Genomic DNA, 13,444 nt, shown 5'->3' with positions numbered 1-13,444 from the left:
ATGGCTGGCTATATTGTCAGCCTTTCATTATTGCATTCTTTCTATAAATCTCTCGTATAACCTCACATGCTTCGTCCAGATTTTCCAATGTCATGTGATTTTCAATCATACATCGAGAAATGACATTACTTAAAATTGCTTTCTGTTCTTCTCTAGAAACACTGTCAAGATTTTTTACATCCATCTATTCCTCACCTCCTCTGTTTTCTCCAAATAAGGTATCTACATCGTAATTAGGGAAAAATGCGTTTCTTATTGCCAATGCTTCATCGATAGAAAACTTGCTTTCTCCGTTTATTTTGTTGTAGACACTATTACGATGGATTCCAAGAAGATTAGCGATTGATTCATTTGTAATATTTTTTTTCGCCATCTCCCCTTTTAAATTCATGTATGCCACTTCTTCAGTTCTCCTTTCTACTCAATTGAGTAAATTTATATTTTTAATATACACGCACTTGAGCATATTGTCAATAATTATTTTTTCACTTGAATATATTTTTGTTTACTTTTCTACTCATCTGTGTTATGTTGTTCATATAGGAGGCATGATAGTATGGGAATTGGAAGCAAACTGACAAAATTAATGAAAGAACAAGACACGAATGCGAATGAATTAGCTTCTAAGGCTGGCGTTCCACCAACAACTATATATTCTTTGATCCGTAGGGACAGCAATCGAGTTGATATAGACTCATTAATTAAAATTGCAAGGGCGCTTGGAGTTACGGCAGAATATTTTTGCAATGAAGAACCAGAGCCTCATACCCGCGCCGCCCACTTTGATGGAACTGAATTCACTGAGGAGCAGCTCGACAGAATAGAAGCTTTTGCGAAATTCATCAAGCAGGAAGATAAGTAAGTCCAGTTTATTACACACCTCTTCTAAATATACTGTAAAATATGGAGGGATTGCCGTGAATAAGCTGGAAAAATTAGAACAGGAAGCCTTTGAAGATAAAGTAAAAATACATGATTACTACTTGGGAGAAGAGAGTCTAAAAGGTATATACATAGATGGCAATATTGCCATTAATACATCAGTATATAATACAACAGAAAAAATCTGTGTTCTTGCAGAAGAGCTTGGACACCATCATACATCAGTCGGAAATATCCTAAATATGGAAGATCTGTCAAACCGGAAACAGGAACGACAGGCTCGCCTGTGGGGATATAACAAGTTGATCGGGCTGACCGGGATCGTCAACGCTTTTGAATCGGGATGCCAGTCAGCATATGAGGCTTCTGAATTTTTAGAAGTAACAGTAGAATATTTACAAGAATGCATCGACTGCTATCGTGATAAGTACGGTATTTGTACCGAAATAGATAATTACATAATTTATTTTATTCCGAATCTGGCAGTCATGGAAAAGGTATAACCGCATAAGCGATTATATAAATGGGTTTACTCAATGTAAGGGGAAAGGGAGGAAAAATGGCATTAAGATTTAGAAAAAGTTTTAAAATTGCTCCTGGCGTAAAGCTGAATCTTAACAAAAAAAGCACCAGTATTACGTTTGGAACTCGTGGTGCCCATTACACGATCAATTCAAAAGGGAAACGCACCAAAAGTATTGGAATTCCCGGGACTGGAATCAGTTATGTAGAAACATCCGGAAGTAAAACATCTTCTACTTCCCACTCTACATCCAATACTCCACAGGCTGATTCTAATTTTCCTGACAATGATGACAAGAAAAATAAAGGCTGCTTAGTATATCTTCTGTATTTTATATTAATTCTTGCAGCGATTATTTTGTCACCAATTTTATGGCTACCAGGAATCTTTATTACTATATTTTTTGCTATTCGAAAGAATCCTGATAAAAAGAAAAAGCGAAAACACATTTTGATTTCAGGATGTATAACATTGGTATCTCTTATTTTATGTATAAATTTACCCTCTACCCCAGACTTGGAAAAATTACATATAAGTTTGGATAAAAAGGATTTTGCAATTACAGAAAAGCCGTCTATTACTTTAGATCTCTCTCCAAAAGATGCGAATATTTCCTCTTTGGATATATCAGATAATGATATTGCATCTGTCAAATACAAAAACGGCAAAGCCATATTGACTTTTAAAAATGAGGGAAGCGCTGATATTTACTTGATTGCAAATGATTCAATAAAAAGTAATAAAGAAAAAATAACCGTTACCGATCCTGACAAAGAAGCCAAACGAAAACAAGCCGAACAAGAGGCAAGGCAAAAGGCCGAAGAAGAAGCTCGCATCCAAGCCGAGCAAGAGGCAAAACAAAAAGCAGAAGAAGAGGCTCGCATCCAAGCCGAGCAAGAGGCAAAACAAAAAGCAGAAGAAGAGGCTCGCATCCAAGCCGAACAGGAAACTCAAAATCAAACATCTTCTCAACAGCAAGTTCAAACTGGAGAGACTGTATATTGGGTGGCAAGTGGTGATGTTTATCATTCAACTCCAAATTGTCCAAGTTTAAGCCGCTCAAAGAATATATATAGTGGTTCTATTTCGGAAAGCGGAAAATCCAGACCTTGTAAAGTTTGCCACTAATTTCAGAGATATAAAGGTAAGTTATTTTAAGGATAGAACAGGTAGCTATCACGCCCTAGCAATCTTAAAGAGATGCCAGAGTTCCACCCGGCTGAATAACTTATCTTTTATAAAATACAAAGCTGTTTATCGGCAATAGTATATACAATCAGGGTAATACTCATATTTAGAAAGGATGTGTCGCACTATGCCATTACCAAAAGAAAGCCATTTTACTATTGATGATATCTATGCACTTCCAGAGGGGGAACGGGCAGAACTGATTGACGGCAATATTTACTATATGGCGCCGCCAAGCCGTAAACATCAGGAATTCTTATTGGAGCTTGCTGGAGTAATACGAGAATACATCAAGAAAAAAGGTGGTTCCTGTAAGCCATATATTGCCCCGTTTGCTGTTTTTCTGAACGAAAATGATAAAACATACGTGGAACCGGATATAAGCGTGATTTGTTCTCCTGAGAAGCTTACAGATAAGGGCTGTAACGGTGCGCCGGACTGGATCATAGAAATTGTATCACCTGGAAGCCGACGCATGGACTACTACACGAAGCTTTTCAAATACCGTACGGCTAAAGTACGGGAATATTGGATTGTAGACCCTGAAAAAGACAGGGTTACAGTTTACAATTTTGAATCAGAGGATACGTCAGAGTATACCTTTTCCGATACGATACAAGTCGGAATCTTTGAGGATTTGAAAATCTGTATTTCAGATACTTTATAAAAAAACCGCCCCGGCGCGCCAACACCAGGACGGGATACATATCCGAAGATATGCGTATATTAAGTCAAAAATATTGTATCATCTTCGGAACAGCCTTACAATCCAGAACTTTTGTTCTGTTTTGGCTGTTATTATTATACAATTACATAAAGGAGATGATACCGTGTCTGAAAAAATCAAACGCTGCGCTATTTACATTCGTGTATCCACATCAGAGCAGCTCGTACATGGAAAATCACTTGAGGCTCAAAAAGATTATCTCACTTCTTATGCAAAGGATCATGGGATGATTCCTGTCGGAGTCTATGCAGATGAAGGTAAGACAGCCAGGAAAGAGCTGAAAAAGCGGAAAGCCATTCATGCCCTCCTGGAGGATGTCAAAGCTGGTAAAATTGATGTAATCCTCTTCTGGCGTTTGGATCGATGGTTTCGTAACATGTCCGATTTCTACAAGGTACAGGACATCCTAGATGAATATAAGGTTTACTGGATTTCTGCATCTGAACCAGGAATCAATATGGAAACCCGTGACGGTCGTCTACAGTTGAATGTCGTACTGTCGATCGGACAAAATGAAGTCGATACGACTTCTGAGCGTATCAAATTTGTAAATGAAGCTTCGATCCGTCAGAAGAAGGTCATCTTTGGAGAGGCCAATATGCCAAGGGGATATAAGATCGGTGTGGTAAACGGCCAAAAATGCATGGTGAAAGATCCTGATCAGGAAGAGCTAGTGAACGCTTTCTTTGATTACTTTGAAAAACATCAGGGAAAACAAGCTACGCTGCGTTACATACAAAGCCATTACGATCCTTCCTTTTCATACAGTTGCCTTCGTACCATGCTCTCAAGCGAGTTTTACAAAGGAACGTACCGAGGAATCCCATATTGTCCTTCCTATGTTTCTGAAGTACGATGGGCACGTTTGCAGAAAATCAGCAAAAAGAACATTAAAAATACACCATCCGGACGAATCTATTATTTCACTGGGATGATCCGCTGTCCTGAATGTGGACAGATTCTGGCCGGTACTGGCTGTCGGTCAATTATCAATCGTAAGACCGGTGAAAAACGAGATTACTGCTACTACCGTTGTAATCGTGCTATGATTGACCGAATCTGCACGAACAGGCACAAAGTAAGCCAGAATCTTATAGAAACATATCTGCTTGAAAACCTGGAAAGAGAGTTCGAGGAATATAAGATTCGTGTGGATGAGATTCAAAAGAAAAACAAACAAAAGCCAAAAGTTCGCACAGAGGAACAAATCGAAAAAGAAATGTCCCGGCTTAATCTTCTCTTTCAGAAAGACCGTATCACCTGGGACTATTATAGCAAAGAATACGATGCTCTTGAATCTGAAAAAAACGGCTTAAAAGCTATTATCATAGAGCCGGAAAGCGATTATTCCTCCGTAGAATCACTTCTTCAAAAAGATTTCCTTGCCATCTACCATTCTCTAGCCGAAGAAAACCGACGGACTTTCTGGCGTAATATTATCCGGCAAATTCACCTAAAGCCGGACTATACCATTAACTATGTTGATTTTGTTCAGAGTGTCTCTGTTTAAGGTGTGGATACGTTTTTCCGTATCTTACAGAGAAAGTCTCTGCCTAACATGTTATCCCCGTTTGGCGCTGACAAAACAATGACCGCCGTTCTTTCCAACCAGGCAGATATCGGATTCATGGGCTCTGAGTCCTCCATCTACACGTATAATGAGGGCGCAAACGATTATGTGGTGAATTTCGCACAGCTTACCCAACGTGCAGGAAACTTCCTCGTATCCAGGGAACCAATCGAAGATTTCTCGTGGGAAGACCTGAAAGGAAAATCTGTACTTGGTGGCAGAAAAGGTGGGATGCCGGAGATGGTATTCGAGTATATTCTGAAGCAAAATGGAATCGATCCGCAAAAAGACTTAGCGATTGACCAGAGTATTGACTTTGGTTCCACCGCCGCAGCTTTCTCCGGCGGGCAAGGAGATTTCACTGTAGAATTTGAGCCGGGTGCCACCACCCTGGAGTCTTCTGGCAAAGGCTATGTAGTTGCTTCCCTTGGAAAAGAGAGCGGTTATGTACCTTATACAGCCTTTTCCGCAAAGAAAAGTTATATTGAGAAACATCCGGATGTGATTCAGAGTTTTACCAATGCGCTTCAAAAAGGAATGGACTATGTCAACAGTCATACACCGGAAGAAATTTCTAAGGTGATTCAGCCACAGTTTAAGGAGAATGATCTAGATACAATCACGACAATCGTTTCCCGGTATTATGAGCAGAAAACATGGAAAGAAGATCTGATTTTCAATCAGGACAGTTTTGAATTGTTACAGGATATTCTGGAGGACGCAGATGAGCTGGATTCTAGGACACCTTACGGAGACCTTGTTACAACGGAATTCGCAAAAAAGGCCGTGAAATAAATTTTTAATACTTTTTTGATATTTTGAACACACTTTTTTCACATTTCAAAGGTATGATTAAATTACAAAGTAGAAATACTTTGTGAATAAACTTTTTCATAACTTTTTCCCTCAGCCAGTACATTCCCTGTACTGGCTACTAAAATGTAAAAAACAGGAAAGATTCCTATATCCACGAATCTTTCCTATTTTCTATTTTCATGCGATTCCCGTTCCAGGTTCTGTACAAAATACCCTGCGGCAATTCCTCCTATCACATTTCCAAGTGTTACGAACAACAGTACTTTCAGAACATCTCCGATGGATGTCCCAAAATTCAAAACATATACGGACAGATAATACATATCTGCAATGATATGTTCAAATCCACAGAAAACAAAAGCAGTGATGAAAAGCCAAACATAAAAGATCTGAGCAAAAGTGCCCTGCTTTTGGCGGATACCTCCTACAAAAACCGCAAAGGCTACAAACAGTGCACAGAAGAGTCCAAGTATTGTCAGGCTGACCGGAGAGTCTGCAAGCTTTGGAATTACAATCTCTTCAATCCGACCTAGTATTCCTGCTTCAAATCGTGTGAAGTGAATCAGAATGGCCACAAGAGCTGTGCCAATCCCATTGCCGATCCACGCAATGAACAGATCGCCGGGACGATAAGAGCCGTTATATGCAAAAAGTGGGCAGACTCTTGTGAAAAGTCTGTTGTGTAAGTTCAAAACGAGTAAAATTCCCGTTGCAAAAAAGAGACTCGCCGCAAGTTTGTCTGAAATGCTTAAATATACCATAGCACCCATAGCGATATAAATACCTGCCATGATACTACTGATCCATTTTTCTTTCATAGGTATTTCCTGTCCTTTTCCTTTGTGATATATGATATGCCGCAAAAATTGTACTCGTATTTACAATAAAAATCAAGTCTTATTTGTCTTTTTATAATCAGTCTCTCTGTGATGCCGGGAAAGAATATGGAAATCTGATTAAAAAATTGAAAATGATACAATAAGTCATTCGATTACCAACAGCTCCGGCCTGATATATTCTGTAACCTGTTCCATTTTACCTCATCCCTCCCCCCCAAATACGTCCGGCTTCTCTATCAATTTATGCAAAGCCCTGGATTTAGAACAACAAGCAGCACCTCTTTATCAGAAATTTCACAAAAAAACCGGTTTTGTCCCATGAATTGTTGACCTTTATCACACTTTTGTGTTAGCATAACTATAGGTATTCATATAATGTGCAGAGTATGTACAGAAGTACCCTCCCGGACAGTGCATACGGATGCGGCAGCACCTTTCCGGAAGAAAGTAAAGAAGAAAAGGAGACGCAAAAATGAAAGAATTTACTTATGTAATTACAGATCCAGAAGGAATCCATGCAAGACCGGCAGGACTGCTTGTAAAGGCCGCAGCAGGATTTAAGAGTGACATCAAGATCGAAAAAGACGGAAAAGCAGCCAATGCAAAGACAATTTTCGGCGTAATGGGACTTGGCGTTAAGAAAGATATGGAAATCAAGGTGACAGCAGATGGCGAAGATGAAGCAGAAGCTGTAGAAGCACTCCAAAAATTTTTTAATGAAAATTTATAGAGCAAGCAGAACGCAAATATAGAGACTTCGCAAGGGGAACGAAAAGCTTGAGAATCCGCAGGTTTCCCCTTGCATTTTTTCTCATAAGTGATATACTATACTTGTTCGCAGATATGGTTCATCGGTAGAACGCTAGCTTCCCAAGCTGGAAAGGCGGGTTCGACTCCCGTTATCTGCTTACAAAAAGCCGGAAACATGGAAAGATCAGTGTTTCCGGCTTTTTAAGGCTACCTCCATCAGGCAGCCTTTTTGTGTTCTTTCATATTCTTTTTTCTCTAGCGGTTTGCCCGGTAAGCTTCATCTGCCTCCCAAACGCCGAATCCGCTTTCGTTTAAGATGTGTGCTGCTCTTTGTGGTTCATTCGTCTTTAAAACGGCAGATGCGTCCTCGCCGTTTGCGAAAGCGTACATATACTCTACATTGATACCACCCTGCACAAGCTGGTGCATCGCTTTACTTAAAGATCCTGTATCGTGCGGAACCCGCAGGGCAATCACCGGCGTCAGCATAGCCATGATACCGATTTTTTTCAGTTCTTCTCTTCCCCTTTCCGGGTCGGAAACAATCATCCGAAGCATCCCGTACTCCGTGGTGTCCGCAAGACTGAGCGCCACAATATTCACTCCATTGCTTCCCAGTGCATCAAGCACCTCATCCAGTCTTCCTTCTCTGTTCTCCAGAAAAACAGACAACTGTTGAATTGTACTCATCCTGATTCCTCCTTCCTACAGATTACGGTTGTCAATCACTCGCTTGGCTTTTCCTTCGCTTCTCTCGATAGTCTTTGGCTCCACCAGTTTGACTCTGACAGAAATGCCAAGAGCCTGTTTTAAGACGTCGCCGATCCGGTGGCGGAGTGCATCCAACTGCCTGATTTCATCAGAGAAGAATTTTTCATCTACTTCTACCATAACGGTCAAGACGTCCATGTTGTCCTCCCGGTCAATGATCAGCAGGTAGTGCGGAACGACTTCCCCGATTCCAAAGAGCGCCGTCTCTACCTGAGTCGGGAATACATTGACTCCCCGAATAACTTTCATATCGTCCGTCCGGCCTTTGAACTTGGAGATTCTCGGCGTAGTCCGACCGCATTTACATGTCTCGTGTGTTATGCTTGTCAGGTCTTTTGTCCGGTAACGGATCAGCGGTACAGCTTCTTTATCCAATGTTGTAAAGACAAGCTCTCCGGTTTCACCGTCTTTGATTGGCTCATGAGTAAGAGGATCTAATACTTCCGGATAGAAGAAATCGGAATGGATGTGCAGTCCTTCATGGTGGATACAGTCCATGGCAACGCCCGGTCCACTGATCTCACAGAGGCCGTAAATATCAAAGCAGTTGATCTTTAAGATCTCCTCGATCTTATTTCTCATCTCTACCGTCCACGGTTCCGCACCACACACCGCAGCCTTGATCTTCATCTTATCTACTACTCCTGCTTCCTGCATAGCTTCCGCAAGATGCATGGCGTAGGATGGAGTACAGGCAAAGGCTGTCGCTTCAAAATCTTCCATACACATCAACTGGCGTTTCGTATTTCCCGCTGACATGGGAATTGCCATGGCCCCCAATTTCTGCGCGCCGAAATCAAGCCCCATTCCTCCTGTAAACAGGCCGTATCCATAACAGACATGAATCCGATCCTTGGCGGTCAGTCCTGCCATTGTCAGACAACGTGCCACACATTCTCCCCAGACATCCACATCCTTCTGGGTGTATGCCATCACCGTTAGTTTCCCGGTTGTTCCGGATGTCCCCTGAACTCTTACGACCTGCTCATTAGGCACCGCAAGGAATCCAAATGGATAATTGTCCCGCAGATCGTCTTTCGTCGTAAATGGAAGCTTTGTGATATCCTCAATGCTTTTGATATCCCCCGGTTCTACACCGAGTTCTTTCATCTTTTCCGTGTAAAACGGGACCGTTCCATATACCCTTTTTACCAGTTTTCTTAATTTTTCTCCCTGGAGAATTCTCCGCTCCTCTTCGCTCATGCACTCAGCATGTGGATCGCGGATTCTCTCCTCCCACTTTTTCTCTGTGATCATTCCTGTTCTCCTCCTACAACTCTTCATCAGAGACCAGCCTGACCCCTTCTTGCAAAAGAATCTTTCCGGCCCGGTCCATGTCATCCGTCGAAAATACCATCACAGGGGCACTCCCGTCACGGATCACAAAAGAATAGATATAATTCAGATTAATCTGTCCGTCTGCCAGAATAGAAAGCATTCTGTTCAGATTGCCTTTTTCATCTTTTAACTCCACTCCAACCACGTCAGTAATCCGGACGACAAATCCAAGATGGGTCAAAGTCTCTTTGGCTTTCTGCGGATTGTCCACCACCATCCGAAGAATCCCAAACTCCGGCGTGTCAAAGGAAGAAACGGCCCGGATATTGATCTCCGCCTCCACAAGCTTTGATGTGACCTCCATCAGACTTCCCGGTCTGTTTTCTACAAATACGGATATCTGTTTCATCTTCTCCCTCCTACTGTGCCGCCCCGGTCTCAAATGCCTTTTTATTGATTTCGATTGTCTTTGGCGGTACAGCTTTCTCAATCACCTGATACCACTGATCTCTGGAAAAATCCATGTGACGGGACGCCATTCCCAGGACGATCATATTAAACACTCGTGGATTTCCCAGTTTTTTAGCCTCCTCCGTAGCATTGATGGTATAGACTTTATGAGTCTGTTCCAGCGTCTCGATGATATGCTCCGGGTATTGTGCCGCTCCGATTACCACCGGCATTGGATCAATTCTCCAGTCGTTTAAAATCATTACACCGTCCGGTTTCAGAAAATGAGCGTACCTAAGCGCCTCCAACCGCTCAAACGCAATGATCACATCTGCCAATCCTTCTTCCACAATAGGCTCCGCCACCTGATCTCCGTAACGTACAAAGGTCACAACACTTCCTCCTCTTTGTGCCATACCGTGTACTTCGGACAGTTTCACGTCATATCCTGCATCCATCGCAAGACCTCCGAGAATACGACTTGTGAGGAGGGTTCCCTGTCCGCCCACGCCGACAATCATGATATTCTTTGTCTTCATTATTGCTCACCTGCCTTTATAAGCCGGATTGCCCCAAATTTGCATAAGGATTCGCAAAGTCCGCATCCGGTACACATCGTATCGTCAATTCGGATCGTATTGTCCGCATTTCTTGTCATGGCCGGACAGCCTGGTTTCATACACATACCACATTTCTTACATTTGTTTGGATCAGCCAGATACACCGGCTTCGGAGATTTATCCAAAAGTACGCACGGCGTCCGTGTAATAATGACAGAGACCTCATCTTTCGCCGTCTCCTCCCGAATGGCTTTTTCCAGTGCTTCAATATCAAACGCATTAATGACCTGCACATTTTCTACCCCGATAGCTTTGCACAGTCCCGGAATATCGATAGCATATGTCGGTTTCCCCTGCAAAGTCTTTCCTGTAGCCGCATGATCCTGATGTCCGGTCATTCCGGTCGTAGAATTATCAAGAATCAGCACTGTGCCCGTTGCCTGGTTGTAGACCATATTCATCAGAGAATTGACCCCGGTATGCAAGAAGGTGGAATCCCCGATAACGGCCACCCAGTTTTTCATGTAATCCCTCCCCTTTGCCTTTTCCATTCCATGTAGACTGGAAATGCTGGCTCCCATACAGATGGTCGTATCCACAACACTAAGAGGTGCAACTGCTCCGAGGGTATAACATCCGATATCTCCCGCCGCGTGCATCTTCAACTTATTGAGTACATAAAAGACGCTTCTGTGCGGACAACCCGGGCAGAGAATCGGAGGTCGCTGCGGAACATCCGCCGCAGAGTCCATCGCAATCTCTTCTCCCAAAATGGCTTTCCTGATCATGTTTGCGCTATATTCACCCTGGATCGTAAAGATTTCCTTGCCGATAGCCGGAATCCCCCAGGATTTCACCTGCTCCTCAATGACCGGGTCCAGTTCCTCCACGATATAGAGTGTCTCCACCCGGGAGGCGAAATCCCGGATCGTCTGCTCCGGAAGTGGATGAACCATGCCAAGCTTCAGAACGGATGCTTCTGGCAACGCCTCCCGTACATACTGATATGGAATTCCGCTTGTAATGACACCAATCTTCAAATCCCGCAATTCTACCCGGTTAATAGCCAGGGTCTCCGCCGCCGCTTTCAGCTCCCTGTTCCGCTTTTCAATTTCCACATGCCGGTATTTGGCATTCCCTGGCATCATTACATTCTTGCGTATATTTTTCTCATACGGCTTATCCGGAATCTCTATCCGTTCTTTCAACTCCACCAGTCCTTGGGAATGTGCCAGTCTGGTGGTAATACGGAAGATCACCGGGCGGTCGTACTGCTCGCTCAACTCAAATCCGATTTTCACAAACTCCTTCGCTTCCTCACTGTCCGACGGCTCCAGTACCGGCACTTTGGCAGCCCTTGCAATCATTCTTGTATCCTGCTCGTTCTGGGAGCTATAAAGCCCAGGATCATCCGCCACCATAAAGAGTAATCCTCCATTCACTCCCATATAGGACACCGTATAGAGCGGATCGGATGCCACATTGAGTCCCACATGCTTCATACACGCCATAGCACGTACGCCCGAAATACTGGCTCCGATGGCCGTCTCTGCCGCCACTTTTTCATTAGGCGCCCACTCAGCGTAAAGATCCTCCTTATACTGGACGAGGTTTTCACTGATTTCTGTGCTTGGGGTTCCCGGATATGCAGAAGATACCTTAACTCCCGCCTCATAAGCGCCTCTTGCGATCGCTTCATTCCCAAGCATAATGACTTTCTTTGTATCTGACATCTTATAATCCATCCTTTCGTAAATCCCGGATTCTTTTTGCCTTTCCTTCGAATCTCTGAAGAGAATAAGGCGCTACCAGCCGGATTTCGGTTGCAAGACCAAGCTGAGATTTCAGTCCCGCCTTGATCTTTTTTTCCAGCTCACTTAACCTTCCATAGCTGTCAAGCAGCCGGTCATCGATCAGCTCTACCGTGATCGTCATTACATCCAGACGGTTCCTTCTCTCCACAAGGATTTCATAATGCGGTCCGATCTCCTCGATCTTTAAAAGCACTTCCTCGATCTGTGTTGGAAAAACATTGACGCCTCGGATCACAAGCATATCGTCCGCCCTTCCTGAAAGGTTCTCCATCCGTACGGTTGTTCTGCCACATTTGCACGGCTCATAAAAAAGTCTCGTCATGTCTCCGGTCCGGTATCTCACAATCGGAAGCGCTTCCTTACCAAGGCAGGTCACCACAAGCTCTCCCCGCGCTCCCGCAGGCAATACTTCCTCTGTTTTCGGATCAATGATCTCCGGAATGAACCAGTCTTCATTAACATGCATTCCACAAAGTTCCCTGCACTCGCCTGCCACACCTGGTCCGCACAGTTCACTCATTCCATAGTTCTGGGTGCAGAAAAACTGCTCGCCCCACACATGACGCATTTCATCCCGCATCGGCTCCGTCATTCCCTCACCTCCGAAAAGTCCGGTCCGAAGATACAGATCCTTTGCCGGATCCAGTCCCATCCTGCGAACCTCCTCCCCTAAGTGCAGTGCATAGGACGGAGTGGCCACCAGAAGTGTCACGCCCATATCCTTTAAAAACATGATCTGCTTTTTCGTATTTCCAGACGACATTGGAATTACGGCAGCTCCGATCTTCTCCAGTCCTCCGTGCAGTCCCAGCGCTCCGGTGAAGGTCCCGTATCCAAAAGAGAGCTGTACGATATCTTCCCCGCAGGCTCCGCCCATGCAGGCGATCCTTGCCACGTTACTCAGCCACATCTCCAAATCATTTTTTGTATATCCGACGACGGTCGGCTTACCCGTCGTGCCGGAGCTTGCGTGGAACCGTATCAATTCCTTTTTGTCCACCGCAAACAGCCCCATCGGATAGTGTTCCCTAAAGTCCTTTTTACTTGTAAATGGGAGTCTCCGCAGATCATCCAATGTACGAATATCTTCCGGTCTGACTCCTGATTTTTCCATTTTTTTTCGATAAGGAGATACCCGTGCATAGATGTAAGAAACGGTCTTTTTCAGTTTCCGAAGCTGAAGCGCCTCCAGTTCATCTCTTGGCAACGTCTCCTCCTTTGCCCATATCATCTTTTCTTCCTCCTGGTCTGATTAATTCCGGAAGCCTTTCCTCTT

Annotated in this window: 16 protein-coding genes and 1 tRNA gene; 8 read left to right on the top strand and 9 right to left on the bottom strand. The window is 43.7% G+C overall.

Translation table 11 applies throughout. From position 1 onward, the window contains the following. Positions 1-16 precede the first annotated feature (16 nt). Positions 17-184 carry a hypothetical protein gene (locus AOA56_RS15740; protein ID WP_155200520.1) on the bottom strand — a complete coding sequence of 56 codons (168 nt, stop codon included), beginning with the start codon at positions 182-184 and terminating at the stop codon, positions 17-19. Beyond that, a complete protein-coding gene (locus AOA56_RS01800) occupies positions 185-400 on the bottom strand; it encodes a helix-turn-helix transcriptional regulator (protein ID WP_330376360.1) in 216 nt (71 codons plus the stop codon). It lies immediately after the preceding gene. A gap of 156 nt (positions 401-556) precedes the next feature. Here AOA56_RS01800 and AOA56_RS01795 point away from each other — a divergent pair, with 156 nt between their 5' ends. From AOA56_RS01795 to AOA56_RS01770, 6 genes are all read left to right on the top strand, one after another. Beyond that, entirely contained in the window at positions 557-862 is a 306-nt protein-coding gene (locus AOA56_RS01795) for a helix-turn-helix domain-containing protein (RefSeq protein WP_053768808.1), read from the top strand. Between the two features lie 55 nt (positions 863-917). Then, on the top strand, positions 918-1,385 hold the full coding sequence (locus tag AOA56_RS01790) for an ImmA/IrrE family metallo-endopeptidase (protein WP_053768807.1): 468 nt from the start codon (positions 918-920) through the stop codon (positions 1,383-1,385). 56 nt (positions 1,386-1,441) lie between these two features. Then, the gene (locus AOA56_RS16260; RefSeq protein ID WP_242843427.1) at positions 1,442-2,533 is read left to right on the top strand and encodes a DUF4236 domain-containing protein; all 1,092 of its coding nucleotides are present in this window, start codon (positions 1,442-1,444) and stop codon (positions 2,531-2,533) included. Positions 2,534-2,720: 187 nt separating this feature from the next. Further along, a complete protein-coding gene (locus AOA56_RS01780) occupies positions 2,721-3,260 on the top strand; it encodes a Uma2 family endonuclease (protein WP_053768806.1) in 540 nt (179 codons plus the stop codon). Positions 3,261-3,423: 163 nt separating this feature from the next. Next, a complete protein-coding gene (locus tag AOA56_RS01775; protein ID WP_024732917.1) occupies positions 3,424-4,830 on the top strand; it encodes a recombinase family protein in 1,407 nt (468 codons plus the stop codon). Positions 4,831-4,878: 48 nt separating this feature from the next. Next, entirely contained in the window at positions 4,879-5,685 is an 807-nt protein-coding gene (locus AOA56_RS01770; protein WP_024732918.1) for an ABC transporter substrate-binding protein, read from the top strand. Positions 5,686-5,870: 185 nt separating this feature from the next. Here the strand turns inward: AOA56_RS01770 and AOA56_RS01765 are convergent, their stop codons facing one another. Beyond that, entirely contained in the window at positions 5,871-6,524 is a 654-nt protein-coding gene (locus AOA56_RS01765; protein ID WP_024732919.1) for a formate/nitrite transporter family protein, read from the bottom strand. 493 nt (positions 6,525-7,017) lie between these two features. Here AOA56_RS01765 and AOA56_RS01760 point away from each other — a divergent pair, with 493 nt between their 5' ends. Together AOA56_RS01760 and AOA56_RS01755 are read left to right on the top strand one after the other, a co-directional pair. Then, positions 7,018-7,275 carry an HPr family phosphocarrier protein gene (locus AOA56_RS01760; RefSeq protein ID WP_048622027.1) on the top strand — a complete coding sequence of 86 codons (258 nt, stop codon included), beginning with the start codon at positions 7,018-7,020 and terminating at the stop codon, positions 7,273-7,275. Between the two features lie 107 nt (positions 7,276-7,382). After that, a tRNA-Gly gene (locus AOA56_RS01755) sits at positions 7,383-7,453 on the top strand. Positions 7,454-7,550: 97 nt separating this feature from the next. On the opposite strand, the gene AOA56_RS01750 is transcribed toward AOA56_RS01755, so the two are convergent. The 6 genes from AOA56_RS01750 to AOA56_RS01725 are packed head-to-tail and all read right to left on the bottom strand — an operon-like array spanning position 7,551 to position 13,399. Further along, positions 7,551-7,985, bottom strand: a complete 435-nt coding sequence (locus AOA56_RS01750; RefSeq protein ID WP_155200518.1) for an amino acid-binding protein — start codon at positions 7,983-7,985, stop codon at positions 7,551-7,553. A gap of 15 nt (positions 7,986-8,000) precedes the next feature. Next, positions 8,001-9,323 carry a phenylacetate--CoA ligase family protein gene (locus AOA56_RS01745; protein WP_053768805.1) on the bottom strand — a complete coding sequence of 441 codons (1,323 nt, stop codon included), beginning with the start codon at positions 9,321-9,323 and terminating at the stop codon, positions 8,001-8,003. A gap of 13 nt (positions 9,324-9,336) precedes the next feature. Then, positions 9,337-9,753 carry an ACT domain-containing protein gene (locus AOA56_RS01740; protein WP_024732923.1) on the bottom strand — a complete coding sequence of 139 codons (417 nt, stop codon included), beginning with the start codon at positions 9,751-9,753 and terminating at the stop codon, positions 9,337-9,339. 10 nt (positions 9,754-9,763) lie between these two features. Next, entirely contained in the window at positions 9,764-10,333 is a 570-nt protein-coding gene (locus AOA56_RS01735) for an indolepyruvate oxidoreductase subunit beta (protein WP_024732924.1), read from the bottom strand. After that, positions 10,333-12,087 carry an indolepyruvate ferredoxin oxidoreductase subunit alpha gene (iorA, locus tag AOA56_RS01730; RefSeq protein WP_053769081.1) on the bottom strand — a complete coding sequence of 585 codons (1,755 nt, stop codon included), beginning with the start codon at positions 12,085-12,087 and terminating at the stop codon, positions 10,333-10,335. The genes AOA56_RS01735 and iorA overlap by 1 nt, the downstream gene beginning before the upstream one ends. 1 nt (position 12,088) lies before the next feature. Continuing rightward, positions 12,089-13,399: a phenylacetate--CoA ligase family protein gene (locus AOA56_RS01725; protein WP_053768804.1), complete on the bottom strand. Its 1,311-nt coding sequence runs from the start codon at positions 13,397-13,399 to the stop codon at positions 12,089-12,091. Between the last annotated feature and the right edge of the window lie 45 nt (positions 13,400-13,444).

Source organism: Sellimonas intestinalis (assembly GCF_001280875.1).
Lineage (GTDB): Bacteria > Bacillota > Clostridia > Lachnospirales > Lachnospiraceae > Sellimonas > Sellimonas intestinalis.
This window is presented reverse-complemented; position numbering and strand designations above follow the sequence as displayed.

Excerpts from the sequence above, each read along its gene's own strand:
- AOA56_RS15740 (WP_155200520.1), bottom strand. The coding sequence starts at position 184 with ATGGATGTAAAAAATCTTGACAGTGTTTCTAGAGAAGAACAGAAAGCA.
- AOA56_RS01795 (WP_053768808.1), top strand. The coding sequence starts at position 557 with ATGGGAATTGGAAGCAAACTGACAAAATTAATGAAAGAACAAGACACG.
- AOA56_RS16260 (WP_242843427.1), top strand. The coding sequence starts at position 1,442 with ATGGCATTAAGATTTAGAAAAAGTTTTAAAATTGCTCCTGGCGTAAAG.
- AOA56_RS01780 (WP_053768806.1), top strand. The coding sequence starts at position 2,721 with ATGCCATTACCAAAAGAAAGCCATTTTACTATTGATGATATCTATGCA.
- AOA56_RS01770 (WP_024732918.1), top strand. The coding sequence starts at position 4,879 with ATGTTATCCCCGTTTGGCGCTGACAAAACAATGACCGCCGTTCTTTCC.
- AOA56_RS01765 (WP_024732919.1), bottom strand. The coding sequence starts at position 6,524 with ATGAAAGAAAAATGGATCAGTAGTATCATGGCAGGTATTTATATCGCT.
- AOA56_RS01760 (WP_048622027.1), top strand. The coding sequence starts at position 7,018 with ATGAAAGAATTTACTTATGTAATTACAGATCCAGAAGGAATCCATGCA.
- AOA56_RS01750 (WP_155200518.1), bottom strand. The coding sequence starts at position 7,985 with ATGAGTACAATTCAACAGTTGTCTGTTTTTCTGGAGAACAGAGAAGGA.
- AOA56_RS01745 (WP_053768805.1), bottom strand. The coding sequence starts at position 9,323 with ATGATCACAGAGAAAAAGTGGGAGGAGAGAATCCGCGATCCACATGCT.
- AOA56_RS01740 (WP_024732923.1), bottom strand. The coding sequence starts at position 9,753 with ATGAAACAGATATCCGTATTTGTAGAAAACAGACCGGGAAGTCTGATG.
- AOA56_RS01735 (WP_024732924.1), bottom strand. The coding sequence starts at position 10,333 with ATGAAGACAAAGAATATCATGATTGTCGGCGTGGGCGGACAGGGAACC.
- iorA (WP_053769081.1), bottom strand. The coding sequence starts at position 12,087 with ATGTCAGATACAAAGAAAGTCATTATGCTTGGGAATGAAGCGATCGCA.
- AOA56_RS01725 (WP_053768804.1), bottom strand. The coding sequence starts at position 13,399 with ATGATATGGGCAAAGGAGGAGACGTTGCCAAGAGATGAACTGGAGGCG.